The 26,646-nt window shown below is 39.2% G+C and carries 26 protein-coding genes and 1 pseudogene; 17 read left to right on the top strand and 10 right to left on the bottom strand.

The window, feature by feature from the left end; genetic code table 11:
* The first annotated feature begins 72 nt into the window (after positions 1–72).
* The 3 genes from serB to GA0116959_RS07805 all read left to right on the top strand — a co-directional run bounded on the left by serB (position 73) and on the right by GA0116959_RS07805 (position 2,680).
* Complete coding sequence (gene serB / locus GA0116959_RS07795) at positions 73–1,293, top strand: phosphoserine phosphatase SerB (protein ID WP_092720022.1); 1,221 nt, start codon at positions 73–75, stop codon at positions 1,291–1,293.
* Positions 1,294–1,713: 420 nt separating this feature from the next.
* Positions 1,714–2,049 (top strand): ciprofloxacin tolerance protein AciT, encoded by a 336-nt coding sequence (gene aciT, locus GA0116959_RS07800; protein ID WP_053579220.1) that lies wholly within the window; start codon positions 1,714–1,716, stop codon positions 2,047–2,049.
* 151 nt (positions 2,050–2,200) lie between these two features.
* Positions 2,201–2,680 carry an SCP2 sterol-binding domain-containing protein gene (locus GA0116959_RS07805; protein WP_053579221.1) on the top strand — a complete coding sequence of 160 codons (480 nt, stop codon included), beginning with the start codon at positions 2,201–2,203 and terminating at the stop codon, positions 2,678–2,680.
* Positions 2,681–2,757: 77 nt separating this feature from the next.
* Here the strand turns inward: GA0116959_RS07805 and dtd are convergent, their stop codons facing one another.
* Positions 2,758–3,198 (bottom strand): D-aminoacyl-tRNA deacylase, encoded by a 441-nt coding sequence (dtd, locus tag GA0116959_RS07810; protein WP_092720024.1) that lies wholly within the window; start codon positions 3,196–3,198, stop codon positions 2,758–2,760.
* A gap of 276 nt (positions 3,199–3,474) precedes the next feature.
* On the opposite strand from dtd, the gene pncB reads away from it, so the two are divergent.
* From pncB to asd, 3 genes are all read left to right on the top strand, one after another.
* Entirely contained in the window at positions 3,475–4,680 is a 1,206-nt protein-coding gene (pncB, locus tag GA0116959_RS07815; RefSeq protein WP_092720025.1) for a nicotinate phosphoribosyltransferase, read from the top strand.
* 114 nt (positions 4,681–4,794) lie between these two features.
* Complete coding sequence (locus GA0116959_RS07820) at positions 4,795–5,643, top strand: sulfurtransferase (protein ID WP_092720027.1); 849 nt, start codon at positions 4,795–4,797, stop codon at positions 5,641–5,643.
* Positions 5,640–6,491, top strand: coding sequence for an archaetidylserine decarboxylase (gene asd, locus GA0116959_RS07825; protein ID WP_092720028.1), 852 nt, complete (start codon positions 5,640–5,642; stop codon positions 6,489–6,491). Before GA0116959_RS07820 ends, asd begins: the two co-directional genes overlap by 4 nt.
* Positions 6,492–6,705: 214 nt before the next feature.
* On the opposite strand, the gene GA0116959_RS07830 is transcribed toward asd, so the two are convergent.
* The gene (locus GA0116959_RS07830; RefSeq protein WP_053579226.1) at positions 6,706–7,317 is read right to left on the bottom strand and encodes an SPOR domain-containing protein; all 612 of its coding nucleotides are present in this window, start codon (positions 7,315–7,317) and stop codon (positions 6,706–6,708) included.
* A gap of 27 nt (positions 7,318–7,344) precedes the next feature.
* Positions 7,345–9,150, bottom strand: coding sequence for an arginine--tRNA ligase (gene argS / locus GA0116959_RS07835; RefSeq protein WP_092720030.1), 1,806 nt, complete (start codon positions 9,148–9,150; stop codon positions 7,345–7,347).
* A 208-nt stretch (positions 9,151–9,358) separates the two neighbouring features.
* Between argS and GA0116959_RS07840 the strand changes: the two genes are divergently transcribed.
* The gene (locus tag GA0116959_RS07840; RefSeq protein WP_092720032.1) at positions 9,359–9,625 is read left to right on the top strand and encodes a DUF2798 domain-containing protein; all 267 of its coding nucleotides are present in this window, start codon (positions 9,359–9,361) and stop codon (positions 9,623–9,625) included.
* Between the two features lie 54 nt (positions 9,626–9,679).
* Here the strand turns inward: GA0116959_RS07840 and GA0116959_RS07845 are convergent, their stop codons facing one another.
* Genes GA0116959_RS07845 through GA0116959_RS07855 form a run of 3 tightly spaced genes read right to left on the bottom strand, consistent with a single transcriptional unit; the run spans position 9,680 to position 12,174 of the window.
* A complete protein-coding gene (locus GA0116959_RS07845; RefSeq protein WP_092720034.1) occupies positions 9,680–10,987 on the bottom strand; it encodes a DUF445 domain-containing protein in 1,308 nt (435 codons plus the stop codon).
* 24 nt (positions 10,988–11,011) lie between these two features.
* Positions 11,012–11,584, bottom strand: coding sequence for a CC0125/CC1285 family lipoprotein (locus tag GA0116959_RS07850; protein WP_092720036.1), 573 nt, complete (start codon positions 11,582–11,584; stop codon positions 11,012–11,014).
* Between the two features lie 50 nt (positions 11,585–11,634).
* Complete coding sequence (locus tag GA0116959_RS07855) at positions 11,635–12,174, bottom strand: DUF924 family protein (RefSeq protein ID WP_092720038.1); 540 nt, start codon at positions 12,172–12,174, stop codon at positions 11,635–11,637.
* A gap of 211 nt (positions 12,175–12,385) precedes the next feature.
* On the opposite strand from GA0116959_RS07855, the gene gshA reads away from it, so the two are divergent.
* Together gshA and GA0116959_RS07865 are read left to right on the top strand one after the other, a co-directional pair.
* The gene (gene gshA, locus GA0116959_RS07860) at positions 12,386–13,963 is read left to right on the top strand and encodes a glutamate--cysteine ligase (protein ID WP_092720039.1); all 1,578 of its coding nucleotides are present in this window, start codon (positions 12,386–12,388) and stop codon (positions 13,961–13,963) included.
* Between the two features lie 18 nt (positions 13,964–13,981).
* Positions 13,982–14,506: a disulfide bond formation protein B gene (locus GA0116959_RS07865; protein WP_053579234.1), complete on the top strand. Its 525-nt coding sequence runs from the start codon at positions 13,982–13,984 to the stop codon at positions 14,504–14,506.
* 68 nt (positions 14,507–14,574) lie between these two features.
* Here GA0116959_RS07865 and GA0116959_RS07870 read toward each other — a convergent pair whose 3' ends face one another.
* Positions 14,575–15,918: a PGAP1-like alpha/beta domain-containing protein gene (locus GA0116959_RS07870; protein WP_092720041.1), complete on the bottom strand. Its 1,344-nt coding sequence runs from the start codon at positions 15,916–15,918 to the stop codon at positions 14,575–14,577.
* Between the two features lie 242 nt (positions 15,919–16,160).
* Between GA0116959_RS07870 and GA0116959_RS07875 the strand changes: the two genes are divergently transcribed.
* Together GA0116959_RS07875 and parE are read left to right on the top strand one after the other, a co-directional pair.
* The gene (locus GA0116959_RS07875; protein ID WP_092720043.1) at positions 16,161–16,745 is read left to right on the top strand and encodes a YqiA/YcfP family alpha/beta fold hydrolase; all 585 of its coding nucleotides are present in this window, start codon (positions 16,161–16,163) and stop codon (positions 16,743–16,745) included.
* Positions 16,746–16,759: 14 nt separating this feature from the next.
* Positions 16,760–18,640 (top strand): DNA topoisomerase IV subunit B, encoded by a 1,881-nt coding sequence (gene parE / locus GA0116959_RS07880; RefSeq protein ID WP_053579237.1) that lies wholly within the window; start codon positions 16,760–16,762, stop codon positions 18,638–18,640.
* Between the two features lie 59 nt (positions 18,641–18,699).
* On the opposite strand, the gene GA0116959_RS07885 is transcribed toward parE, so the two are convergent.
* A complete protein-coding gene (locus GA0116959_RS07885) occupies positions 18,700–19,203 on the bottom strand; it encodes a GNAT family N-acetyltransferase (protein ID WP_092720045.1) in 504 nt (167 codons plus the stop codon).
* Positions 19,204–19,309: 106 nt separating this feature from the next.
* Positions 19,310–20,035, bottom strand: coding sequence for an outer membrane protein OmpK (locus GA0116959_RS07890; protein ID WP_092720046.1), 726 nt, complete (start codon positions 20,033–20,035; stop codon positions 19,310–19,312).
* A 489-nt stretch (positions 20,036–20,524) separates the two neighbouring features.
* Between GA0116959_RS07890 and GA0116959_RS07895 the strand changes: the two genes are divergently transcribed.
* From GA0116959_RS07895 to GA0116959_RS07915, 5 genes and pseudogenes are all read left to right on the top strand, one after another.
* Positions 20,525–20,902 (top strand): HPF/RaiA family ribosome-associated protein, encoded by a 378-nt coding sequence (locus GA0116959_RS07895; protein WP_092720049.1) that lies wholly within the window; start codon positions 20,525–20,527, stop codon positions 20,900–20,902.
* 165 nt (positions 20,903–21,067) lie between these two features.
* Positions 21,068–21,610, top strand: coding sequence for an ankyrin repeat domain-containing protein (locus GA0116959_RS07900; protein WP_053579240.1), 543 nt, complete (start codon positions 21,068–21,070; stop codon positions 21,608–21,610).
* 14 nt (positions 21,611–21,624) lie between these two features.
* Positions 21,625–22,392: a transporter gene (locus GA0116959_RS07905; protein WP_092720051.1), complete on the top strand. Its 768-nt coding sequence runs from the start codon at positions 21,625–21,627 to the stop codon at positions 22,390–22,392.
* Between the two features lie 37 nt (positions 22,393–22,429).
* On the top strand, positions 22,430–24,271 hold the full coding sequence (gene dsbD / locus GA0116959_RS07910; protein ID WP_092720052.1) for a protein-disulfide reductase DsbD: 1,842 nt from the start codon (positions 22,430–22,432) through the stop codon (positions 24,269–24,271).
* A gap of 4 nt (positions 24,272–24,275) precedes the next feature.
* Positions 24,276–24,506: pseudogene (locus GA0116959_RS07915) on the top strand (thioredoxin domain-containing protein); the annotation flags it as partial.
* A gap of 51 nt (positions 24,507–24,557) precedes the next feature.
* Here GA0116959_RS07915 and GA0116959_RS07920 read toward each other — a convergent pair.
* The gene (locus GA0116959_RS07920) at positions 24,558–25,754 is read right to left on the bottom strand and encodes a GGDEF domain-containing protein (protein WP_171256889.1); all 1,197 of its coding nucleotides are present in this window, start codon (positions 25,752–25,754) and stop codon (positions 24,558–24,560) included.
* Positions 25,755–26,004: 250 nt separating this feature from the next.
* Between GA0116959_RS07920 and GA0116959_RS07925 the strand changes: the two genes are divergently transcribed.
* Positions 26,005–26,571 carry an FMN-dependent NADH-azoreductase gene (locus GA0116959_RS07925; RefSeq protein WP_092720054.1) on the top strand — a complete coding sequence of 189 codons (567 nt, stop codon included), beginning with the start codon at positions 26,005–26,007 and terminating at the stop codon, positions 26,569–26,571.
* Positions 26,572–26,646: the final 75 nt, after the last annotated feature.

Consider the following 26,646-nt stretch of genomic DNA (forward strand, 5'->3'; position numbering starts at 1 on the left):
ACTTCCAAGGCATTTATATTCAAATTCGATTATGATTCTTACAATAGTTGTAGCTCAGATCAGAGTCAATTCATGCGAGAAATCATTCTTATATCATTTTTAGGACCAGACCAGCCTAATCAATTTACACGATTAATGCAGGTATTGTCCGTACATTCTTTACAAATTCTGGATGTTGGACAAGCCGTCATCCACAACCAACTGACTTTAGGTATTGTTGTTTCGTCAGATGACCAAACTGCTACAGCATTAGCCATGAAGGAGATTCTGATTCTAGCACATGATATTGGCTTAACAGTGCGCTTTAAACCAATCTCTGCAACAGAATATGATCAATGGGTAGGTGAGGGCGGACAGACACGTTATATCGTGACGGCTTTGGCACCTGAATTGACCGCTTCGCAGTTACAAGCAGTGACCCAAATTGTATCAAGCCAAGGTTTTAATATTGAAACGGTAACTCGTTTATCAGGTCGTCCCGAACTGGAAAATCAAGCAGATACACCAAAACGCTCGTGCGTACAATTTGGTTTAAAAGGACAAATGTTGGATGCCACGGCTATGCGTGCTGCATGTTTACGTTTATCAAGTGAACTGAATGTCGATGTAGCTGTACAAGAAGACAATGCCTACCGTCGTAACCGTCGTTTGGTTTGCTTCGATATGGACTCGACCTTGATTGAACAGGAAGTGATTGATGAATTGGCGATTGACGCAGGTGTAGGCGCGCAAGTGGCTGAAATTACTGAGCGTGCGATGCAAGGTGAATTAGATTTTCAACAAAGTTTCCGTGCACGTGTTGCTTTGCTCAAAGGGCTAGATGCAGCAGTATTACCTAAAATTGCTGAACGTTTAACGGTGACTGAAGGGGCTGAACATCTTATTTCAACTTTGAAATCATTGGGTTATAGAACTGCAATTTTATCAGGTGGTTTTCAATATTTTGCTGAATACTTGCAAGAAAAGTTAGGGATTGATGAAGTGCATGCCAATATTTTGGATGTACAAGATGGCAAGGTGACAGGTGAAGTCAAAGGTCATATTGTGGATGGGGCGCGTAAAGCTTTATTGCTGCGTGAACTTGCCGACAACATGGGGATTTCGTTGGAACAAGCCATTGCTGTAGGCGATGGTGCCAATGATTTGCCGATGCTATCGATTGCTGGTCTCGGTGTGGCTTTCCGTGCCAAACCTTTAGTCCGTCAAAATGCAAATCAGGCTATTTCAAGTGTGGGTTTAGATGGGGTGCTCTATCTTCTAGGCGTGCATGACAAAGACTTAAACCGAGCTTAGATCGCGATTTTTATTGAAAAAACGCGACTATAATGTCGCGTTTTTTATTGTTAAAAGTATGAAAATACGATGAACGGTAAAGTTAATTTTTTTATTTAAATATTGATTGTTCAATTCTAAAAAAATATTTTTTACCTGCTTTAACGATGGTATTTTTTTGTAATGACAGCGCAAGACTGAGACTCTCTCTGTTCTATAAAAACTTAAAAATAAAAAAATGTAATGACAAAAGAATATTGCGACAAGGTGTGTCGCTTTATAAAAATACAAGACTATTTTTCTTTAAAAAACTCAGCATAATGCTTGCAGAGAAATTGATATAAATATATTCCATCATTTATTAAACGGTAATCGGGGTTTAGGTTGAAACAGGTGATAGCCATATCAAATCTGTAAAATCTATCTTAGACGGAGGTTTTTATGGTCACAGCGAATTTAGCTACCATTGTAGGTTTAAGCTTGATAGCAGCTGCTTTGATAGCGGTTTTCTTCTCACCTTATCGTCGTTTGTTAAGCTTTATGTTCGCGGGAATGCTTTTTTGGGGATTGATTGAAACCGTTCGTTTCAGTACTCAAATTGTATTTGATCTGCCTATCGCATACAGTTATCTCACTGCACTCATGTTAGCAATGTCGATTGTGATTGTGCTTTTATTACGTGAAGATCGTCGTGCGGAACGTGCTTTAGCTAAACGTCGTTATATTGAACATACCCCAGTGTATGAAGACGATCAGCAACAATGCTCAAGTCGTTAAATGATAAAATACAGATCAAATTTAAAGATGTACTTCGGGACATCTTTTTTTATTCTTTCATTATTGTGATACAAAGCCTTGCTTCAAAAAAACAGAACTTATGGTAGGATGAGTCGTTCATTTTTTCACAATTACAATAGGCTTAAATGTCATGAAACTCTCTTCGATTCCTGTCGTAAAATTACCACTGGTCGATGTAAGCACGGATCCGCTTGATTTATTAGTTGCAGGTTTGGCCTTGCGTATGAAGCAATTGGCGCGTACCAGTCCAAAATTTATCGAGTTAGTGCATGAGCGCCAGTTCCGTATTCAAATTGGTACAGATTTGGGTGTGGCACGTCAAATTATTATCAATAATGGGCAAGTGGATAGTGTCGCAGGTGATACAGAAAAAGCAGACTTTACTTTACAATTTGCGGACAGTGAACAAGGGGTCAAAACCTTGATGAAAGGTGACCCAACGGCTTTCATGACTGGCATGCAAAATGGCAGTATTAAAATGGAAGGTGATTTTGGATTGTTGGTTTGGTTCAATAAAGTAGCCAAACTTATTCCACCAAAGTTACCGAAACCTGTAAAAGAAAAAGTGAAATTAATTCGTTCATTTATTAAAGCAAAAACAGGTAAATAGCTTTTAACCGAAAAATGTCAATAAAAAGCCTTTTCACTTAGATGAAAGGGCTTTTTTAATAGTTAAATTTATGCTCTTTATGTTACTTCCAGATTGAAAGTAACAGGACCGTCATTGACCAAATGCACTTTCATATCTGCCGCGAAAACACCAGTTTGCACCTGTTCAAATTGAGTTTTGGTATAAGTGACCAATTTTTCATATAACGCTTCTGCTTCCTGTGGCGGCATTGCTGGACCAAAGTCAGGGCGTAAGCCTTTTTGAGTCTGCGCCATTAAGGTAAATTGAGAAACCAATAATAAGCCACCACCTGCTTGATCGACATTCCAGCCCATCTTGCCTTGTTCATCATCAAAAAAACGATATTTCAAAATTTTATCAATCAGCTTTTTGCCTTTCTCGAAAGTATCATCTTTGGCTAAACCCAAAAACACCAAAACTCCCTGTTGAATTTCGCCTGTGATTTCACCATTGACCACAACTTTAGCTTCAAGCACTCGTTGTAACAAAGCACGCATAATTTAACCAGATCACTAAGATATAATTTTAGCTGAATTGTAGCAAATTCACTGCATTAGGCTAAACATTATCTGCTTTGATCTGCGGTAGAAAATTAATTTTTGCTTGCATCAGATTGATTAAAACTGAATGAAAAGGATAAAATCTTTGATTTTTTGATTGAAAGGAAAAATTTGAAATCATTGGTCTAATCGCTTAAGTGATTTAACAAATCATCGCTTTGTGAGTGAAAAAATATGTTTTAATGCAGTGAGTTGATAAAAACTGAAAGTTCTATGACTGCAATTATCCAATCACTATTAGATACCGATCTGTATAAATTCACCATGCTACAGGTGGTATTGCATAAATTTCCTCAAACACACAGTGTTTATCATTTTCGATGTCGCAATTTAGAAGATACGGTATATCCACTGTCGGAAATTCTGGATGATTTAAATCAGCAGTTGGATTATTTGTGTCAGCTCAAATTCAAATCAGATGAATTACAATATTTACGGCAATTGCGTTTTATTAAAAGTGACTTTGTCGATTATTTAGAGTTATTCCAGTTAAAGCGCCGTTTTATAAAGACCAGTATCGATCATGAAGGTCGTTTGGATATTTGGGTTGAAGGCCCGATGGTTCAAGCCATGATGTTTGAAATCTTCGTTTTGGCGATCGTAAATGAATTATATTTCCGTCGTATCCGTAGCGATGAAGTTTGGGCAGAAGGTGAGCGTCGCTTAGAGGCCAAAGTGGCGTTATTGAAATATTATCAAAAAGAACAAAATCCTAATGATCCTCCATTTTTAGTTTCAGACTTTGGTACCCGTCGTCGTTATAGTTATGCATGGCAAAAGCATGTGATTGAAGTTTTTAATCAAGCTTCACCTCATATCTTTCGAGGAACCAGTAATGTACTGATTGCCAAAGAATTAGGCATTACACCCATTGGAACTATGGCGCATGAATTTTTACAGGCTTTTCAAGCTTTAGATGTAAGACTGCGTGATTTCCAAAAATCTGCACTTGAAACATGGGTTCAGGAATACCGAGGTGATTTAGGCATTGCATTAACTGATGTGGTCGGGATGGATGCTTTTCTGCGTGATTTTGATTTGTATTTTGCTAAACTTTTTGATGGCTTGCGTCATGACAGTGGTGACCCTTATGAATGGGGTGATAAAGCATATGTACACTATAAAAAACTAAAAATTGATACCAAAAGTAAAATGTTGACCTTTAGTGATGGGCTAAATCTAGAAAAGGCTTGGAATTTGCATCAATATTTCAAAGATCGTTTTCAGGTCAGTTTTGGAATTGGCACCAATTTAACCAATGATATGGGACAAACACCCTTAAATATTGTATTAAAACTGGTCGAGTGTAATGGTCAATCGGTGGCTAAAATTTCGGATAGTCCTGGCAAAACCATGACGGATAATGATACGTTTTTGGCTTATTTACGCCAGGTCTTTAAAATTCCTGAAGCGGAATAATCTCAATTTTTCTATATCTGATTTTTTGCTAAATCAATGCAAAAAATCAGAATAATAGTGAAAATGACTTGTGCTAAGATCGTAACTGTTGATCTGAATAAAACTCGAAAAAATATGGCTATACCTACATTTAATTTTGGCCTGCTGATTGAAGCAGAAGAACTTTTGCCTTATTTGGGGCATGAGAAATTACGTATTGTCGATTTAAGCCGAAGTTCAGTTTATGATCAACTGCATATTCCGCATGCGATTCATGTTAAGCCTAAACAACTGCTGCGCCAAGACGAGCAAGCTTCAGGTTTACTTCCCGATCTTGATGGCTTAAAAGCACTGATTGAATATTTGAACATTTCTCCAGATCATCATGTTGTGGTTTATGACGACGAAGGCGGTGCTTGGGCGGGACGTCTTATCTGGAATTTACATTGTCTTGGTTTTGAAAACACCAGTTTGCTGAATGGCGGCATTCATGCATGGTTAGGTGCAGGCTTTCCGACCTCATCTGAAATTGTAAAATTAAATCCTGTTGAATCTTTGGTCGAGATCAATCAAAGTAAAATAGATCAATATCGAATTGAATATCTTGAGTTACTGGATAAAGTGAATCATCATTCTGTGCAAATTTGGGATTGCCGTACCGAAGATGAATATACTGGCCTTCGATTAGCAGCGCGACGCGGCGGTCACATTCCAAATGCGTTACATTTCGAGTGGAGTACTGCCCTTAATCGTGAAAATCATTTAAAATTGCATCCTTTAGAACGCACTCAACAACGCTTAGAACAATTGGGATTCAAGTTAAATCAGCCGATTGTGGTGTATTGTCAGTCACATCATCGTTCGGGTTTAGCTTATATCTTGGGTCGATTACTTGGTTGCAATATTCAAGCTTATGACGGTGCGTGGAGTGAATGGGGCAACCGCCTCGATAGTCCGATTATTACCGGAGAGTTACCATCTTGAGCTTCACATCACGTTTAAAAAAACAAATTTTTATTCAAGCACAGCGTGTTGTGCCGCATCACCCATTATCACGTGTGGTGGGAAAACTTGCAGCCAGTGAAAACCCGATTATTAAAAATACTGTTATTCAGGCTTTTAAAGCCCAATATGGTATTGATATGTCGATTGCTGAACAAAGTAATGCATTAAAATTCAAATCTTTTAATGAATTCTTTACCCGTTCACTTAAACAAGGTGTCCGCTCAATTGATGTTGATCCAACGAGTATTGTTTCACCTGCGGATGGGGCTATTTCACAATTGGGTAAAATCGAAGCCGGTGATATTTTTCAGGCCAAAGGTCAAAGTTTTTCTGTAGAAAAACTGATTGCTGACCCACAATTGGCTGAACCCTTTAAAAATGGTCAATTTGCCACGGTGTATTTATCGCCTAAAGATTATCACCGCGTGCATATGCCTTTCGCGGGAACCTTAACCGAAACACTCTATGTACCCGGTGAATTGTTTTCGGTCAATCAAACTACTGCTGAAAATATTCCAGGTTTATTTGCACGTAATGAGCGTATGGTGTGTTTGTTTGATACTGAACTGGGTCGTATGGCTGTCGTTTTAGTGGGCGCGATGATTGTGGCTGGGATTGAAACTGTAGTCACTGGAAAAGTAAAACCTACAGGACGTTTAGAGTTGAATCAGCATGCGCTGTCACTTGAAAAAGGTGCAGAGCTTGGACGTTTCTATTTGGGTTCAACTGCCGTAATTTTATTTGAGCAGGATAAAATGGCATGGGATACAGCATTTAAAGCAAACTCTGTCGTGGTGATGGGTGAAGCTTTAGGACATACCATTTAAATTAATTTGGCGTCTTCTTAGAATGCTAGAAAGTACTTTTCCTTTAAAAGAACTGCTCTTTTTACCTTAGACTTAAATTGTTTTCACGACTCTTTAGGCACGAAACCTCTCCTAAGCGCCTCTTGGGAAGAAGGTGGTGTAAAGTGAAGTTCAAAATTAAAAAAGAGCCTGATAGTAGGCTCTTTTTTAATTTTAGAATAATGTGATCTACAAATTAGCGTTTCACCACAATTGAATCAATGCCGCTACGTTGTAAGCTTTGCTGAGCAAGAAGAGCAGACTCTGCAGAATCATAAGGACCAGAAATGACTCGATACCACGTTTGACCATTTTCTACCGATTTCATCACATCTGCAGATAAGCCATTTAAAATAATTTCTGCACGTCGCGTGTCAGCACTGTCTGGATCAGAATAACTACGGACTTGAAGAATGTAGCTAGCTTGATGTGCAACAGGAGCTTCTGAAGTCTCAATACCTGATTCTGTACTTTCAGTATTGATGGTCGGTTCTGGCTCTGGTGCCTCGACAATCACGACGGTACCTGAACTTTTACTTTCAGGCACTGCTTGTTCAGGAATAGGAGTGACTTGTTGCTGAGGCAATAAATCGTAGAAACGATAGTCTTTATTGGTTTCTTCTTGATAATGCTCAGAATTAATCTGATTTTTTGGCTGAACAGGTGCCCACGGTTTCCATAGCATTAAAGCTACAGCAAAACTTAACACGATTAAAATCACGACAAGCGTTCCGAGCCACGCTGGAATGAGGGGCTTTTTAGGCTTATTCGGTCGCTCAGATACACCGCGCTGCGTTTTTCCAAACACGTAGGATTCCTCTCTTATTGTCTCATTTTACATTTCATAAGGTGCTGATACACCAAGTAATGTTAAACCATTTTTCAACACTTGTTGTACGTTTATAGATAACAATAAACGCGCTTGAGAAAGCGGAATATTTTGATCATCTAAAACTTTTGCATCATCTAAGTTGTACCAACCATGGAATAAAGCTGCGAGCTCTTTCAAATAGTTTCCAATTTGATGCGGCTCATAACTATTCGCAGCACGAATCAAAATTTCAGGATAAGCTGCGAGTTTAGCGAGTATTTCTGTTTCAGCTTCAAGTGTTAATAACGAGGCATTATAGTTCGCCAATTGATCACGAGCGAAGGGAATATTTTTTTCTGGTGCTTTGATATCGACCATACGGTTGACGCGAGCATAGGCATATTGAATATAATATACTGCATTGTCTTTGCTTTGTGATACTGCAAGATCAAGATCAAAATCAATATGTTGTTCAGATTTACGCATCACATAATAAAACCGTGCCGCGTCATTTCCGACTTCTTTACGCAAATCACGTAAAGTCACAAACTGGCCTGAACGAGATGACATTTGAATCATCTCTCCACCACGCCATAAGCTGACAAATTGAACCAATAGGACGGTTAATTTTTTCGAGTCATAGCCCAGGGCATCAATCGTTGCTTTGACACGCGCGATGTAACCATGATGGTCAGAACCCCAAATATCCACGATATCAGTATAGCCGCGTTGTAATTTATTCAAATGGTAGGCAATGTCTGAAGCAAAATATGTGGTTTGACCATTACGACGTTTGACCACACGGTCTTTTTCATCACCAAATTCAGTTGATTTAAACCAGATATTGCCTTCTTTTTCGTAAAGGAAGCCACGTTGATCAAGCATTTGAAGGGCTTCATCAATTTTAACCGTTAAAGAATCTTCACTAAACCATTGATTGAAAGTTACCCCGAACTCACCAAGGTCATCTTTAATGTCATCCAAAATAGCTTCTAATGCCGCTTGATGAAAAACACGATAACCTTCACTCAGCAAATTTTGAGCGTTAAAAATTAAACCATCGATATGTTTTTCTTTGTCTCCAGACAACACCACTTTGTTGCCATCGGCATCTAATTCAGCAGCAAACTGTACATCTTCAGGAACATCTTTATAAACATCGACGACATCGCGTACGTACGCATTACCATCTTTTTCAATCACACTTTGTGCAATTTCTTTAACATAATCACCTTGATAGGCATTCTTGGGAAAGACCAGTGTTTGACCGGTTAATTCTAAATAACGCAAGTAGGTGGATGTTGCCAAAATATCCATTTGACGACCAGCATCATTGACGTAGTATTCGCGGTCAACTTTAGCACCCGTGGCTTCAAGAAGGTTGGCAACCGTCATACCGTACGCTGCGCCACGTCCATGACCTACATGCAAACTTGAAGTCGGATTGGCTGAAACAAATTCAACTTGTATGCGTTTTTCAGCATTAGCATTACTTTGACCAAATTGATCTTTTTGTGCTTGAATCTGATCTAAAACCGTAAAACGCTGGTCAGCATTTAAAAAGAAATTGATAAATCCTGGACCTGCAATGTCTGCTTTACTAATATCTGCAACTTCAGGGAGATGAGCAAGGATTTTTTCTGCCAGATCACGAGGTTTCATTCCCGCAGCTTTAGCACCAATCATGGCAATATTTGAAGCGAAATCACCATGTGTTCGGTCTTTGGTTCGCGTTAAATGTGCGCTGTTATTCCAGTCGGATGGGAGTACACCTTCAGCTTGAAGAGATTGCACTGCATGATCGAGAGCTGCTTGGATTGCCGTATTCATAATCAGTCGAAAATAAGTGTCGCAGAAAAACCACAAATATAGCAAATTTCGCTGTCTTTAGGTGAACCCATTTGTATTGAATAAATCGTGTCCAAATATCTAGATCTCTTTGAAATCGGTTGAAGCTCAATCCCAGCAAAAAAAGCGTGATAAAAGCGTGAACTATGGCATATGATGACACTTTAAAATTTTTGCAGAGTATGCAGCTATGCAGCCTAAGCGTTCTATGATTATTGGCAGTATTCCAAAACTTTCTGCAAAATGGGCCACCATTGTGATGCCATTTATTTTATCGTGTCTGATGAGCGGTATTATTTCTTTGATTAATATGCTGCGTAATTTAGGCTGGATTGATGGTTTTATCACACTCTGGTTTCATAACTGGATGATTTCTTGGGTTTTTGCTTTTCCCATTGTATTAATACTTTTGCCCATGGTGCGTAAATTGACGAGTAAACTGGTCGACATTCCCTAGCATCGCTTTTCAATTTTATGATGAATAACTGAAATGGCAATTCAGTATAAGTGCTTAAAGCAGGGCATCGACTATAGCGCGGATAATACCCAAAATTAAGCCAATAAATGCACCGACCACCACGCCATTGACACGAATCATATGTAAGTCACCGCCGACTTCATTTTCAATCTTGTCAATCATTTCACGTGAATCCCATTCATGAATGCGTTCACTGATAAAAAGAATCACTTTCTCACTGTATTGATCACTTAAATTGACGGCTATTCCACTCATTCGATCATTCAATAATTCACGTACTGCAGAGTTGGAGATGATATTTTCCCCGAGTTGCTGAATTGCGACCCTTAAATTTTGGGCAATTCCTGAATCTGGTTTGAGTAAATCTGCTTTTATCGCATCACACAGAATTACTACCGCACCACTAATAAAATTTAAGACTTGCGGACTATCCAGTAAGGCATCTTTGGTGTTGTTCAGGCGTTCGCTGGCCTGACTTTCATTATTTGCCAGTTCAAGCATCAATTGATGCCCCATTTCTTCAATTTTTTGTCGCCACGGATGTTCATGATCGGCCAGCATAGATTCAACTCGTTCTATCAGTGAGTCAATCGTGCGTTGCTGTACATCAATTCCAATCCAACTGGCCCCTTTGGCCAGTTTCCAAACGCCCAGTTCTTTAAATAAGGTTCGAGTCAAATCATGCGTTTCTTCAGGATGCGAGGTCATCCATTCATGCGCTAAGTCTAGTCCCCGTTGTAATACATCTTGATGAAAGTCATTTTCCAGTACGGCTCGTAACATTTCACTGGCCAAAGTATTGATTTGGGTATTGCGTACCCATTGCACACTGTTGTTGCGAATAAAATGGCCAATTTGTTCTTGACCAACAAATTCAAAAATTTTGGGTACAGTTTGTTGAATGAGTTGAGTGACTTGGCTGTTATTTTCAGGCTTTGCCAACCATTGTCCGATTGCAAGACTCAGATCGGTATTACTTAAGCTTCTTTGTACCACTTGAGGGGACAAAAAATTCTCTTGAACAAAGCGTCCCATTGACTCTGCAATACGAGCTTTGTTACGTGGAATAATTTCGGTATGGTCGCGTAAAAATTTGGGAATGGGTATTTTTCCAAATGGATTGCGAAACAGGACAGTAATGGCATACCAGTCTGCTAAGCCGCCGACCACGCCAGCTTCGGCAGCAAGCATTAAAATATGAATCAGCCAGACATATTCAGGAACAAGTTTGGCGACCACCATCAGAATTAACCAGATCACAACTGCCATCACCAAAGCAATTGTGGCGAAGCGTTTACTGCGTTGTAAACTCGGTGGAGCTGTAATTTCTGCTGTGGTCATGCAATATTCCTGTTGACGTGTATATTATTTTGTAGTCGTCGGTACTTGGGGCTGTAAAACTTGTCCAGTCGGACTCAGTCCGTATTTCGCTCCCAGAGATTGTAAAATCAGATGCGCATCAAAAGCTTCATTGGGTGCTTTTTTCTGATCTTTATAACATTCAATAGTATAGGAAACTTGCACAGGGTCAATATCAACCACACGTGGCATATCATAAAACGGATCAGGCCAAAAAGCAGGATGGCGACGAGAATAACCATAACGAGAATAAGAATACGGATAGTACATGGGAGATGGATAAACCAGTGCTTGGCGTGGCGGTTGCTGAGAACGGTTGCTTGGATCATTTAATACTTTAAAATAGCGAAATCCATTGTGTACCGTGGTTTGTGCGGCCTTGACCAACGTAATTTCCTCTGCTGTAGCAAAACTCATGTTGGGACGAGCCAAAAAACCAATACGAAAGGATTGGGTATTTAAAGGTGTTTGACTGAATTGACCCAATTGGTCGAAAGTCAGAGGCTTAGAAGGCGTCATTGCACAGCCAGAGAGTGCAAGCGTTGCAATGAGACTAAACCCTATAAGATAGTTTTTCATGTTGAACCTCCATACCATTTACTGTGTGCGGGAGGAGACACAATAAAGAGTTAAAAACTGCTGTTGGGTTGGGTTAAAAATTCCAGTTCTTCTGCGGTAGAGCGACGCGCTAAAATATGATTACGATGTGGATAACGACCAAAGCGATCAATAATGATTTTATGCTTTTTCTCATAATCCAGATTAAGCGGATTACCCAAACGCTGAAATAATTTTAACGCGAATTCATGTATCAGTTTCGATTCACTGTGCATAAAAGGCATATATAGAAATGTACGTTGTTCCGGACTTAATTGTTGATCTAAATCTAAACTAATGGCTTCTTGTGCCAGCGCCAATGCCAAAGCATCTTGTGCAAACGCATGCGCTTGATCACGAAATAAATTACGCGAAAATTGATCAAGAACAATAATTTCTGCCAAACGGCCTTCAGCTGTTTTACGCCATGACCAAAGCTCTGCTTGAGCGGCTTGTGTGTGAACAGCGGAAAACTTGTCTTGAATCAGCTGATCGAAAGCATCACTTTTTGCAAACCAGACAGGCTGAGTTTCTGGATTAAACCAAAAACTCAATACATCTTGATAATTCATAATATTTACAAATCCTTAGCATTTATTCTTCAATACAATCACAAAATTCAGGTGTCTTATAGAGTAACTTTGTGATAAAAATTCCAAAAATAAAATCAATGGTTTGCCTGAAAAGTAGACTGGGTATAATGTGCAGTTTTAAAATCACGTTATACTGATATAAACTGATGATTTTATTTTAGTAGTTATCTTCCGACAAGCGAGATTGTTAATGAATCAACCCGAATCGACCTCTCAAGCTATATTACCGACTTGGGTGGATTCTTCGCTATTTAAAGGCATGTTACGTGGGATTGAGCGTGAAAGCCTCCGTATGCAAAATAATGGTTTTTTATCACAAGCGTTACATCCGAAATCACTTGGATCGGCCTTAACACATCCGCATATCACTACGGATTACTCAGAAGCCTTGATGGAGTTTATTACGCCGCCTCAAGACAGTATCCAAAAAGTACTGCATTATTTGGAAGATATTCATGCGATTGCGCATCGTCATTTGGAACATGGTGAAAAACTGTGGCCTTTATCGATGCCTTGCATGTTAGATGATAATGAAGAAAATATTCGTTTGGCCCAATATGGCAGCTCAAATATAGGGCGTTTCAAAACCTTATATCGTCATGGTTTGGGCGTACGTTATGGTCGCCGTATGCAGACTATTTCAGGGGTACATTATAATTTATCTTTTCCTGACCCAGTGTTTGAAGCGCTGCAACAGCATGAAACCGATGCAGCGTTAAAGCAATTAAGTTTGCAGGATTATCGGAGTCATCGCTACTTTGGTTTAATCCGTAATTTTATTCGTTTAACCCCTCTGGTGATGTTTTTGGTTGGGGCCAGTCCGTCGGTCTGCCAGTGTTTTATGACTGGACGTGAACATCAATTGTTGCCGTTATTAAAAGGCACTTTGTTCCTGCCTTACGCCACTGCACTACGTATGGGCAATTTCGGTTATCAAAATTCTGCACAGAAACAGCTTGGTATTCACTACAATACGATGTCAGGTTATTTGGATGGCTTGCAAAAAGCCGTTAAGACGCCGTATGCGCCATTTAGTCGTTTGGGTTTAAACAATGCGCAAGATGAACCAATTCAAATTAATGATCATGTATTACAAATTGAAAATGAGTACTACAGTTTAGTGCGTCCTAAACAAGTGCCTCAGGCGGGAGAGACACCTTCACAGGCACTGGAAAAGCGTGGCGTTGGCTATGTTGAATTACGTGCGGTAGATGTTAATCCTTACAGTCCGATTGGTATCGATGAAAATACTGCAGCATTTTTAGAAGTCTTGGCCTTGTATTGTTTATTACAAGATAGTCCAGATTTGTTGGATGCAGAACAAGAGCAGATTGAACGAAACCAAATAGAAGTGGTCAATCGTGGTCGGGCACCGAATGCTTCGATCATTGATCCTACAGGTCAACATCCGATGGAGCAGTGGGCGCGTACTCATATCATGGAGATGCAAACATTAGCTGATGTTCTGAATGAAACCTACAGTACTGATCTATATTCGACTGCCTTGAATGTGATGCTTAAGCGAATTGATGAGGTCGATGAAACACTCTCTGCCCAAGTAATTGCTGATACTGTAGAAAATGGTGGTACTTGGAACTTTGGCAGTGTTATGGCACAACAGCATGCTTTAAGTTATGAGCAGCACCCATTAAGTTCAGAGACACTGTCATATTTTGATGATTTGGCAACGCAGTCATTGCAACAACAAGAACAACTTGAACAGGACAATTGTCTCAGTTTTGAGCAATATCTTACCGATTATCGATAAAAATGAAGAGGGTGTGCGATGCAATCGAGTTATCGCTTGGTCAGTGGTTTTTTGGTTTTGGCCAGTATCATTGGAATGGCCTTTGCTTTGTATTTAGAACACGTACAAGGTCTGGAACCGTGTCCTTTGTGTGTATTTCAACGACTAGGACTGATTGGGTTGGGCGTGGTGTCTTTAATCGCCTTTTTACACAATCCAATTTCCACCGCGTTTAAGCGTGGTTATGCATTGCTGGGCAGTCTGGCTATCTTATGGTCTACAGCTGTGGCGGCACGTCATGTATGGTTGCAACATTTACCACCTGATCAAGTTCCCAGTTGCGGTCCGGGTCTCGATTATTGGGTCAATACCTTGCCTTTAAAATCGGTATTTGAACAAGTGCTAACGGGTTCTGGAGAATGTGCCAAAGTCGATTGGACATTCTTGGGTCAATCGCTTCCAGTCTGGTCGTTGTTGTTTTTTGCTGTATTGACGTTAGTCAGCATATGGCAATCTTTTCGTCATTATCCATCGATAGGGCGTAAATGGAATAAGAAAAAATAATCAGAACCTATTTCCTCTGTTTGCAGCATAAAAGAAGTAAACAGAGGAGAGAGTCGCATGACGAAGCCTTATTTAAACCTTTCTGATCCTGCAAGCTCGGACTGACTTTCTAAATTTACCCAATACTCATGAACACCCTCTGTGACTGTCTGATTTTTGGGTGGATAAAACCATTTCACTAATTGTTCAGCGACCTGCGCATGGTAGTGAATTTCAAAATGGTTCACGCCATAAAAAATAGCTTTATGCGATGCGGGTAATTTTAATTGAAAACGTGGGTCAGGGTGTTCGCCTAAAGCACTTTTAACACTAACCAAATAATCTCCTAATACCTCTAAGTGGCGATTTTTCCTATTTTTATAAGCCACTGAACCTGCAACAAAATAGGTGTTGATATGTGAGGATAACGGAGCAGGTTTTCGATTGTCATCCATACCGCCGATGCGAGCAGTACTGTGTTCCCAATCATCATCACGGACACTGCCATAACGTAAATCTAAAATACCATTGCTGCGAATATTGACAATATGGCGAATAATTTTAACAAAAGGGAAATGTCCGAGTTTATCTTGCAAAATAAATCCAAAACGTTCTAATACTGCGCCATGATGAGGTGATGCTAGACAGACCAAATTTTCAGTAAGATGCAACCAATGGTGTATATTTTGTTTTCCATAAAACAGCGCGCTGCGTAATACCAAACCGCCCATACTGTGTCCAATTAAATCAATACTACTGATATTGGGGTTACGACGGACCAAATCTTGTAGTGTATTGGCGAGGCTACGTCCATTTGCAGAAATACGACGGCCTGAATTGTAATTTAAGTACAGCATCGTATTGTGGTCGCGCTGTGCCAACAACTTTTCACCAATCCCCCCATGTTGAGGATTTGACCATTCCAGATGGTTCATACATAAACCATGTGCAAAAATCACAATACGTCCAGACAATTCACCATGTTGCAATTCACCATAATGATCGTATAAGACCATCGGCAAAGAGACTGGGTTTTGATATTTTAATAAATAATCGCCCAATATCCCATTTAAAACACCCACCAAAAAATGCAGTGAAGGGGTCAGCGGTTTATCATGGAGTTTTGGATATTTTTCAATAATTTTACGTAAACCTGGCGCAAGCAAATAAGAACTATAATTCAGCAAAGTGTCATAGGAAAATTGATAGAGCTTTTCAATAGAGGGAATATTCTGTAATTTTTTTGAACGTTGTTCACTCATTCCAAAGAGGCTAATCAAGATTTCACGTTGAATCACCTGGATCAGATCTTGTACTGCATCCCCTAAACGCGTGGTAACCAATTGTGCAAGCCCTTCTAATACGTCAGCTTGGCTAGGTGGTGTGCGATCCCACTTACAATAGGTTTCATGCAATGGTGTTAAGCTTGGCATTTTGTCCTATCCTTTATTTGACGCTATATCCCAGACATTTTATTTTTCTTGGGTATTCAATATAAATACTGAACTGATAATCTGTTAAGATTTATTTCGATTCACTTTTACAATAACGATAATTGTAGTTAACTTTTATTTTTTTTGTCTAACAATTGCTGTTATATGTGTAAATGATGAAAAAATCGTAAAAAAGATGAGTTGAATATAGATAAAATCAAACAAAGATGTAATAAAAATATATGAATATCATTTATTTACATGGATTTAAAAGTGGTTCTTTATCCCTTAAAGGGCAGCTTATTCAAGCCTATTGTCAGCAACATAGCGCGGATCAGGTACATTTGCCAGATTTAAATATGTCACCTGAACAAGTCTTGTCGCATGTAGGTGAGATGATTCAACGTCTAGATGAAGTGGCGCTCATAGGCAGTAGTTTAGGGGGCTTCTATGCGACACAGTTGGTCGCAAAATATCATGTTCCTGCTGTACTGATTAATCCTGCTATGCGACCATGGCAATTGTTTTACGATTTATTTGATCAGGTAAACATCCCGTATGTTGTAAATGCACAATGGACTTTAGAACATACTCAACTGGATCAACTTAAACACATGGCTGTGCCATTTGTACAAGATGCATCCAAAATTTTAGTCTTGCTACAACAAGGCGATGAGATTTTGGATTATCGTGAAGCACAGCGTTATTATAGTTTCCCCTTGCATCAGTCCATGATGATCACTGAGGCAAAGGGCAGCCACGCAATGAATAATTTCGTAGACAAAATACCGATGGCATTACAGTTTTTATCGGATTGTATTAAATAAGGAAACAGTACAACGTGTCTCAATATACGGCTCAATCCCTTGAAGTTTTATCTGGTTTAGATCCGGTACGCCGTCGCCCCGGCATGTATACAGATACCACGCGTCCAAACCATTTGGCACAAGAAGTCATTGATAATGCAGTCGATGAGGCACTTGCAGGACATGCCAATAAAATTACAGTTATTGTTTATAAAGATGGCTCTTTGTCGGTAGAAGACAACGGTCGTGGGATGCCTGTCGATATTCATCCTGAATATGGTCAAAGTGGAATTGAAATTATTCTGACCAAATTGCATGCTGGCGGTAAATTTAGCACAGACAATTATCAGTTCTCAGGTGGCTTACATGGCGTCGGAATTTCGGTCGTCAATGCGCTTTCAAATCGAGTTGAAGTCGAAGTTCAGCGCCAAGGCAATATTTACACCATGGCATTTGAGCATGGTGAACCTGTTTCTAAACTTGAAGTGCTTGAAGGTAAAGTACCGAAACGTGCCACTGGCACCACAGTGCATTTTTGGCCCGATGCGAAATATTTTGACTCACCTAAGTTTTCCTTAAAAGCTTTAAAACATAATTTAAAAGCCAAAGCTGTTTTAGCGGCCGGTTTACAAATTGTCTATATTGACCAAATTAACAATGAAAAAATTGAATGGCAATTTGAAAATGGTTTGGTCGATTACTTGATGGATGAATTGCAGGATCGTGACATCTTGCCACATCCTGCTTTTGTCGCAACAGGACAGGCGGAGCGTGCCAGTGTTGAATTTGCGATTTGTTGGAATATAGAAGGCGGTGAACTGGTTCAGGAAAGCTATGTCAATTTGATTCCTACCGCGCAAGGCGGGACGCATGTCAATGGACTACGTTCAGGTGTTACTGATGCGGTGCGTGAGTTCTGCGAACTACGTAATTTATTACCGCGAAATTTAAAACTGTCGGCAGAAGATGTTTGGGATGGCGTAAATTATATTTTGTCCTTAAAGTTTCAAGAACCACAATTTTCTGGTCAAACCAAAGAGCGACTTTCCAGTCGTGAAGCTTCAGGTGTGGTATTAAATATCGCTAAAGATGCCTTTGCCCTGTGGTTAAACCAAAATTCTGATACCGCGATGCAACTTGCCGAAATGATGATTGCAAAAGCGGGTCGTCGTTTAAAAGCTGCAAAAAAAGTTGAGCGCAAAAAGATTGTAGCAGGGCCAACTTTGCCAGGGAAATTATCTGATTGTGTTGGGCATTCGTTGGAAGAATCGGAACTCTTTATTGTCGAAGGAGATTCTGCGGGTGGATCTGCAAAGCAAGCGCGTGATAAAAATTTCCAAGCCATCATGCCCATTCGGGGCAAAATTTTAAATACTTGGGAAGTGGCATCTGATGAAGTTTTGGCTTCGCAGGAAGTGCATAATATTGCGATAGCCATTGGAGTAGATCCTGGCAGCGATGATCTATCGGAACTGCGTTACGGAAAAGTATGTATTTTGGCTGATGCAGACTCAGATGGATTGCATATTGCAACCTTACTCTGTGCTTTGTTTGTGAAGCATTTTCCAACTTTGGTTGAGGAAGGTCATTTGTATGTGGCGATGCCGCCTTTATTCAGAATTGACGATGGAAAAGACGTTCATTATGCGTTAGATGAAGATGAATTAGAGTCGGTTTTGAAAAAAGCCAAAACTAAAAATCCACAAATCACCCGCTTTAAAGGCTTGGGTGAGATGAATGCGAGCCAACTTCGGGAAACGACCTTAGATCCCAATACACGTCGCTTGGTTCAACTTGATTTAGATGATGTCCATTTTACTTCGGGTTTGTTAGATAAATTACTGGCAAAAAAACGCGCAGGTGATCGTAAACACTGGTTAGAACAAAAAGGCAATTTGGCCGATTTGGTGGTTTAAATATCCAAATAAAAAAGCCCTAAATGGGCTTTTTTATTTGGACTAAAACTGTTTAGCTTTTAATTCAGTATCAATTGCATCAACACCAAATCTCGCCACTGTCCAAATTTTTGTCCTACTTGTGGCATATAACCTGTTTGCACAAAGCCCAGCTTTTCATGTAGCACAATAGAGGCTTGATTGGCATGATCAATAGCAGCGACCATGACATGGATTTTCTGCTGCTGAGCATGATGGATCAACTCAAGCATTAATGCTTGACCTAAGCCTTGTCTGCTAAAGTTTGGATCAATAAATACGGAATGTTCAACTGTGTGCTTAAATCCAGTAATTTGACGAAAACCAGAATAATCGGCATAACCTGCGATCTTTTTGGAAGGAATATGTTGTGCGACCAGCACAGGAAATTGTTGATTACTGAGAGTGTTAAACCAATGGTGCAAATCATTTAAGGTTTTTTCTTGATCATTCCAAGTCGCTGTTCCAGTTGAAATTTCAGCATTATAAATCTTGAGAATTTGATCTAAATCTTGAATTTGAGCAGGACGTATTTGGAAGTCCATTAAATAAGCCGAATCAATAAAGTAAAAAACTATTTTAGAAATAAATTGATTTTGACGCAATAAAAAAGCAAGACTTGCGTCTTGCTTAATCCGTTTTTTAGACGACTTAAAAGTGATATTTCACTAAAGCACTGACATTATTTTCATTGGCATCTGGAACACCAAATTTATTGTTCCAAACTGAATGTTCAATACCTAGATATAAACGTGTATCAGGAGAAATATGTTTTCCAGCATTCCATTTCCACTGCGTTGTCCAGTTCAATTCGCTGGCATGATCTTTTTCTGCAGTTGACCAATCAAGAAAACCATCGACCAAAAAGTCTTCAGCACCCAGTTTAAATGGCACACCATAAGTGAGTGTCATTTGATAATCGTCTTGGGTCATTTCATTGTTAGCACGATAAAGATTGATGCTGGCATATTGGAAATAAGGAATATCTAAATCGAAACCGAAACCATAAAGGAAGTTATCAAAGTTGTTGAAATCATCGCTATTGGCTTCCCACGTTGTCGAGATTAAGACATCTTTAATCGGCCCAAACGCAAGCTTTTTCTGAGTGATTTCACCTAAGCTTAAACGCGGTGATAATTCAAAATAAGTCGATTTATTGTCATCGCCACCGCGCATACGGTCAGCAAAGAAGAATACATCTGCATATTTTACTTTCGCTGCATATTCAACCGTTAAAGTACTTTGCTGCTCATCAACGACTTCATAGTTATCGCCATAAAGCCCAGTCAAACTAAAGTCTTGCCAAATTGGCGCAGCTTGAGTAAAGGTCGCAGTTGAAGCCAAGGTACAAGCCGCAAAAAAATGTGTAAATTTCATGAAAAAGTCTCCCCCCGAGAAGCCCACAAAGCATACAGATTCTTAAGCAAAAATAAAGTCAAAATTGACCAATAACTCAAAAATAACAAATTTAAGCTTGATCAGGGGATCAAAAAAACTGAATACAATCTCGATACTCAAAAAAATATAGATGAATAAAGAAGCCTAAGTAATTTATACAAAAAGCCTAAAAGATTTAAAAAATAATATGAGCATTATCATGTATTTTAAGTGAAATTTAGGTAATGCATAATTTTTATAAACAGTTCTAAAAAATATCAAAATACTACTTGCATATTTCTCGCTTAGCCCCGTATATTCGAATTAGAAGGACATGATTCTGCAGACTCAAAAGTGTCCATTGTGCAAAGTGAAGGAGTGTATTCCAAACTTATTTGAAAGTGGTAACTGCTGTTTTACGGCAACGTTAAATGTGGCAAGATAAAGAAGTTTTGCACAAAAGATTCGCATAAAAGAGGATGATATTATATGAACATTGAAATCCGTACAGATAAAAATATTCAAAATAGTGAACGTTTAATTACATATGTTCGTGCAGAACTGAATGCAGGATTCGAGCGTCATAATGATCGTATTACCCATTTTTCAGTTCATTTGAGTGATGAAAATGGGGCCAAAGGTGGAGCCGACGATATTCACTGTATGATTGAAGCACGTCCAGCAGGATTAAAACCTGTAGTGGTTAATCATCGTGGACATAATATCGATACCGCTATCCATGGCGCGATTGATCGTTTAAAACGAAGTCTCGAGCACATTATTGAAAAAACAGAAAATCCACGTGCTGCGGCTTTGGCTTTTGCTGAAGCAACTGATATAGATGACGCGGAAGATGTGAAGTATTAAATCAAACGGCTAAAATAGACAGAAAAAAGCTCTTCGGAGCTTTTTTTAGGTCTCATTCTTCTTCAATCTGATCCAATAAAAAATATATTTGTTATACATTTGCGTAAAACAAATGCCCGTTTATTCGGCATAATAGTTTTAAATAGATTGAAGAGAACTTTCTCGATGTTAACAGCGCAACAGCAAGTCTTGGTACAAGCCCTAGAACAGCAAGATTTGGCTCAAGTTCAACGCCTTTTGGCAGATGGACTCGATCCAAATTTCATTGATGGAGAAAAAGGCCCCGCCATTTCAATTTGGTCAGATGGTCTATTTCAATGGTGGGAACAAATTTGTGAAGCCTATGAAGCGGGTGCGCCTTTATCTGAAGCACAAAAACAACAAAATTTGACCGTGCATCTTGAAATTCTAGAAGCACTGATTCAGGCCAAAGCTAATTTGCATTTGTGGGATGCTGAAGAACTTTATGGTCCATTGTGGGATGCTGCCAGTTCAGCTTGTGTACCCGCAGTAAAGCGTTTACTTGAAGAGCAGGTCGATCCCAATCGTAAAGATGAAGAAGGCTTAACGATTCTATCTTCAATTAGTGATTTATTCTTTGATTGTGATTTTGATGAAATTAACTGGTCAGAAGCACTAGAAGAAGAAAAACAAACGCTAGAATTACTTCGTCGTCACGGAGCTAAAATGACAAAAGAATTAGCATAAATAGGACTTTAAAAATGAAAATATTCAATCTATTGAGTTGTGTGTGTTTAGCAGGTTTTAGTCTGAATACGATGGCGGCCGACTTTTCTTTTGATCGGCCAGGGGCTGGGATGGGGACGGGAATTACTCCGGTTGGACAATTAGCATGGGAACAGGGCTTACCCAGTACTAGTTATAATGAAAGTACAGTCGATGGTGAAAAACAAAAAACCGTGACTTTGAACGGGGATATGTTATTTCGTACCGGTTTAGCCAAAGATCTTGAATTGCAATTGGGGTGGCAAGGTCCTGCATGGACGCAAGTCAAACGTGCAGGTCAGACGGTAGAAGAAGATGGTTTAGGGGATGTCAGCATTGGTCTAAAAAAAGCCATTGATTTAGATGATGACAAGCTGACGATGGCAATTTTGGCAGAAGCGATTATTGCCACTGGAAATGATGGTTTTAGCAATCACGATGATATTTATAGTTTAAGTTCCGCAGTGGCATATGAACTCAGCGATCTCATTTCTACATCAATCACTATGCGATATGAAGCACAAAATAGTGACTGGGCGGTAAGTGCTGTGCCAACCATTGAATATAAAATTGCAGATAAATGGTCTGGTTTTTCAGAATTGGTTTATCGTAAAGCGGAAAGCCAAGACTATGAATACGCACTGGGTTCTGGTGTGATTTATGCACTTAACGATCGCGTACAGATGGATGCGAGTATTGGGGTCGATTTAAATGGACCTGATAAAAGTTATCAATCTGGTTTAGGTGTATCGTTTCTTTTCTAAGAGCATAGTATAAATTCTAAGAGCATAGTATAAATTTATGAAAAAGCATTTTCCAAAGCTTGAATTGTGGTTGTCTTGCGCTATACATGCATTGATTTGTAGTGTCATTTTATTGTTTTCAATTAATGCACAGGCACAAGATCGTTTACTTTCCGCAGAAGATGCTTTTTCTTTCTCAGTAGAGTCCAGTCGTGAACATCAGGCACAATTGAATTGGACGATGCCTGAACGTTATTATTTATATCAGCATAAATTTGAAGTACAGCAAAGTAATCAGAACCTGAGCTTAAAGTTACCCAAAGCCATCGATTTGTATGATGAGAACTATGGGCATACTCAGGTTTATTTTAAACAGGTCTCTTTTGATATTCCAACAGAAGCTGCAAAAACTTATCGGGTGACTTGGCAGGGTTGTGCTCAAGACCGTATTTGTTATCCACCTCAAACTATAGAATTTCAAACGGATGTTGATGGACTAGTACTTTTGCAGGATCAGGCTAAATCGAGTAAACGCTTACTGGATTTGTCACAAACCTCGAATAGCACTACAAAAAGTCAGCCAAATTTTGCCACTGAAAATAATTCTTCAACCTCAGCTGCTCAATCTAAAGAGATTGATACGGCTCAAGACCAGATGTGGTCGGAAAAATTAGCCCAAAGCTCTTTGATCTATGGTTTATTGTTATTTTTTGGCTTGGGTATTTTATTGGCATTTACCCCATGTTCATTGCCAATGTTGCCTATTTTGACCTCATTGATTGTGCGGGACAGCAAAGGCTTAAAAGCATGGATGATTGCTTTGGTCTTTGTCTCTAGCATGGCACTGGTATATGCCATTTTAGGTTTAATTGCCTCATCAGCTGGGCTGAACTTTCAACGTTGGTTACAGCAACCATCTACACTGATTGCTTTTAGCGTGTTGTTCGTCTTGTTTGCTTTAAACCTCTTTGGGCTCTTTGAAATTAAGTTGCCGCAAGCCTTGGTAAACCGTTTAGACCGCGCTCAATCCTTACAGAAAGGAGGCAGTTTAATGGGTGCAGGGATTATGGGCGTGATCTCGGCATTATTGGTGGGGCCTTGTATGACTGCACCTTTGGCAGGTGCGTTGTTGTTTATTTCTCAGACCCAAAATCAATGGCAGGGCGCATTACTGCTATTTATCCTAGGTTTTGGCATGGGGACACCTTTACTTTTGGCCAGTATTCTTGGTGCTAAAGCTTTACCGAAAGCAGGCTTATGGATGAATCAAATCAAAGTATTGTTTGGTTTTATCATGTTGGCACTGGCTTTATATTTTGTTCGACCTTTATTGTCAGAAGCGTGGATGCAAGGTTTGAGTCTTGTACTTGGTTTGGGTTTTATTGTCTATCTAATCGTGGGTTTAACGGCTAAAAACTCGAAGTTTAAATGGGTTTATATTTTAGCTTTGGTACTGATGATTCCTTATTTGGGCTATACACAATATCAGCAGAGTCAGCGATTTTTTGTTGAACAAAGTACGACTCAAGCCAGTTGGCATATTGCAAAAACAGCAGATGAATTTAAACAATTATTGAATCGAGTCCCAGCCAATCAAGCCATTGTGATTGATGTCTACGCCGATTGGTGTGTTGCTTGTCAACCCATCGAACATCGTATTTTAAAGTCAGTTGATGTTCAGCGTGCTTTAGCACCTTATTTTTTGATTAAACTTGATTTGAGTCACTATGATGCCACGCATCAAACTTTATTGAAGCAATGGGATATTTTAGGGCCACCTACTTATTTATTTTTAGACCAGCAACAGCAAGAAATACGTGGTCTACGTTTGACGGGCGCATTTACGGAGCCAGAACTACTTAAACAATTAAGTGAGTTTGCACAGCAGACAGGACAATAACGATATGGATCAACTGTATATTGCTAACAAAAATTACTCCAGTTGGTCTATGCGTCCATGGCTGTTTGAAAGCATTTAATTTGAATTTTGAGGAAATCAGGATGTTGTCATTTGGGATTCTTTGGCCATCTGTGAATATTTAGCTGAACAATATCCTGAGTAGCGTTATGGCCAAAAAATTCTAAACAACAACGTACACGTGCGCTGTATGACCGCAGAAATGTATAGTGGCTTTTTGACGCAAGGTATGGGGCAATTATTTAGAACCTGATCAATCCCATATACTTTAATAAAGCTGAGCTTCTCCCAAATTTTCCGGATAGCATTTTACTTGATTACGACCACAGGCTTTTGCTTCATACAGAGCTTTATCGGCTTGGCTGAGTAATTTTTGTGGGTCAATTTCGGTGCTGGAAAAGGCTACTCCAAAGCTTGCAGTCACTTGAATGCTGTCACCAACACTGCTAAGTAAATGCAATGCTTGAATGGCTTGGCGACAACGTTCAGCAATAATTTTTGCTTGTGCTAAAGACGATTGATGAAGAATCAAAATAAATTCCTCTCCACCAAAGCGACCGACGACATCTTGATCACGAATGATTTTTGAGAGCGCTTCACTGACTTGAATCAGAGTTTCATCACCTGTGTTGTGACCATATTGATCATTAATTTGTTTAAAATGATCTAAATCAATGAGAACCAGCGCATAAGACTTTATTGGCCTGTGCTCTAATTTTTCTAAACAGGCTTTAATGCTGCGTCGATTCAATATATTGGTGAGTGGATCAATTTGACTTAAATGCTGAATCAATTGTTCTCTATGCCGCCATTGGCTGAGTAAAATTTCAAATAAAATTAAACAAATCATCAGAATAGGTGCAATAAAATACAACATTGAACTGACCCAAAACTTGTTTTGATATGGACTTGTGTTGAGATGGAACAGCGGGGCGTAACTGATGTGGCCTTCTAAACTTAAATAATTGGATAGGATCAAAAACAGAGTGACGGGAATCAGGCTAAAGTAAACAATTTTGCGATTAAACAGCACCAAACCCACTGTAACTAAACTGACATAAGAAACCATTGTGGCGGGGCTGAGTACACCAATCATGGCACCATTGCGACATAAGGAAAGCACCAAAATTCCTATTGATAAATAAGGCAACCATTGTTGTGCCCACTTTTTTTTAGACCAAAAGACACAGGGCAAAATCATGAGAATTAAAAGACAGAAGAATAAAATGTCGAGTTTGAGTTGGAGTTGGAGCAAAGCTAAATCGACGAAATTCCATAAATTTGGAGAAAGAAGAACAAAACTTTTCCAAAAAATCCAGAAAATATGCACCAAGCTGCCTAGAATCAGGATGAGAATAGATTTATTGAGGACACTCCAATTCATGATCACTTCATCTTCGAGCAAATATTTCGCAATTTTTGCTTTGAATGAGCTTCGAGTATTGGAGGCCAAATTTTTCTTCATTTAATCACGCTGACCTCTACATCTTTAAATGATCACTTAATTGAATTTATTCTTATAAATCACAACATAGCACGTTTTTTTATGAAGTGTAATGGCTATGATTTATACCGATAAAATTTAAAAATAAAGTTCACTTCAAGGAAGTTTGTTCTAAAAATAAAACAGTGTGTTGTATATAAGTATATTATTCTATTTTTATAGATCACTTAAACTGCTGTCATTGAATAAATACAGATGAAAGGTTTTAAGCATGAAAATTTTACATATTGATTCGAGTATTTTAGGCGATGTCTCAGTTTCACGTCAGTTAAGCCAAGCAATTGTTGCGCGGTTAAAAGTGAAACATCATGATGCGGCTGTAGAATATTTAGATTTGGCCAAACAGCCTATTCCACATTTAACCGCAGAAATTTTAATGGGGCAAGATGCTGACCAAGCAGCCTTAGGAGAGCAAATCATCCAGCAATATCTGGATGCCGATATTGTGGTGATTGGTGCTGCGATGTATAACTTTGGCTTGACCTCGACCTTAAAGGCTTGGATTGATCGAATTAGTGTGGCGGGTAAAACCTTTAAATATACTGAAAATGGTCCAATAGGTTTAGCCGGCGATAAAAAGGCCTACATTGCTAGCAGTCGCGGTGGGATTTATGGGGAAAATAGCCCTGCTGATTTTCAAGAGGGGTTCTTAAAAACAGTGTTTAATTTCACTGGGGTGAATGATATTGAGGTTATTCGTGCCGAAGGGGTGAATATGGGACCAGAGTTAAAAGATCAAGCCATCGCTGCTGCTTTAACTCAAGTTCACAGCCTATAATTTACGGTATATATTATATTTCCATCATTGGGTCAGCTTCGGCTGACCTTTTTGATTAGAGCTATTGAATCAAAC

It is taken from the genome of Acinetobacter albensis (assembly GCF_900095025.1).
Classification (GTDB): Bacteria; Pseudomonadota; Gammaproteobacteria; order Pseudomonadales; family Moraxellaceae; genus Acinetobacter; species Acinetobacter albensis.

Coding starts and splice junctions, on each gene's coding strand:
- pncB (WP_092720025.1), top strand. CDS start 3,475: ATGACTGCAATTATCCAATCACTATTAGATACCGATCTGTATAAATTC.
- serB (WP_092720022.1), top strand. CDS start 73: ATGCGAGAAATCATTCTTATATCATTTTTAGGACCAGACCAGCCTAAT.
- aciT (WP_053579220.1), top strand. CDS start 1,714: ATGGTCACAGCGAATTTAGCTACCATTGTAGGTTTAAGCTTGATAGCA.
- GA0116959_RS07895 (WP_092720049.1), top strand. CDS start 20,525: ATGAACATTGAAATCCGTACAGATAAAAATATTCAAAATAGTGAACGT.
- GA0116959_RS07900 (WP_053579240.1), top strand. CDS start 21,068: ATGTTAACAGCGCAACAGCAAGTCTTGGTACAAGCCCTAGAACAGCAA.
- GA0116959_RS07855 (WP_092720038.1), bottom strand. CDS start 12,174: ATGAATTATCAAGATGTATTGAGTTTTTGGTTTAATCCAGAAACTCAG.
- GA0116959_RS07850 (WP_092720036.1), bottom strand. CDS start 11,584: ATGAAAAACTATCTTATAGGGTTTAGTCTCATTGCAACGCTTGCACTC.
- GA0116959_RS07805 (WP_053579221.1), top strand. CDS start 2,201: ATGAAACTCTCTTCGATTCCTGTCGTAAAATTACCACTGGTCGATGTA.
- GA0116959_RS07840 (WP_092720032.1), top strand. CDS start 9,359: ATGCAGCCTAAGCGTTCTATGATTATTGGCAGTATTCCAAAACTTTCT.
- GA0116959_RS07890 (WP_092720046.1), bottom strand. CDS start 20,035: ATGAAATTTACACATTTTTTTGCGGCTTGTACCTTGGCTTCAACTGCG.
- GA0116959_RS07820 (WP_092720027.1), top strand. CDS start 4,795: ATGGCTATACCTACATTTAATTTTGGCCTGCTGATTGAAGCAGAAGAA.
- GA0116959_RS07905 (WP_092720051.1), top strand. CDS start 21,625: ATGAAAATATTCAATCTATTGAGTTGTGTGTGTTTAGCAGGTTTTAGT.
- GA0116959_RS07925 (WP_092720054.1), top strand. CDS start 26,005: ATGAAAATTTTACATATTGATTCGAGTATTTTAGGCGATGTCTCAGTT.
- dtd (WP_092720024.1), bottom strand. CDS start 3,198: ATGCGTGCTTTGTTACAACGAGTGCTTGAAGCTAAAGTTGTGGTCAAT.
- GA0116959_RS07875 (WP_092720043.1), top strand. CDS start 16,161: ATGAATATCATTTATTTACATGGATTTAAAAGTGGTTCTTTATCCCTT.
- GA0116959_RS07870 (WP_092720041.1), bottom strand. CDS start 15,918: ATGCCAAGCTTAACACCATTGCATGAAACCTATTGTAAGTGGGATCGC.
- gshA (WP_092720039.1), top strand. CDS start 12,386: ATGAATCAACCCGAATCGACCTCTCAAGCTATATTACCGACTTGGGTG.
- GA0116959_RS07885 (WP_092720045.1), bottom strand. CDS start 19,203: ATGGACTTCCAAATACGTCCTGCTCAAATTCAAGATTTAGATCAAATT.
- argS (WP_092720030.1), bottom strand. CDS start 9,150: ATGAATACGGCAATCCAAGCAGCTCTCGATCATGCAGTGCAATCTCTT.
- GA0116959_RS07920 (WP_171256889.1), bottom strand. CDS start 25,754: ATGAAGAAAAATTTGGCCTCCAATACTCGAAGCTCATTCAAAGCAAAA.
- GA0116959_RS07845 (WP_092720034.1), bottom strand. CDS start 10,987: ATGACCACAGCAGAAATTACAGCTCCACCGAGTTTACAACGCAGTAAA.
- GA0116959_RS07865 (WP_053579234.1), top strand. CDS start 13,982: ATGCAATCGAGTTATCGCTTGGTCAGTGGTTTTTTGGTTTTGGCCAGT.
- dsbD (WP_092720052.1), top strand. CDS start 22,430: ATGAAAAAGCATTTTCCAAAGCTTGAATTGTGGTTGTCTTGCGCTATA.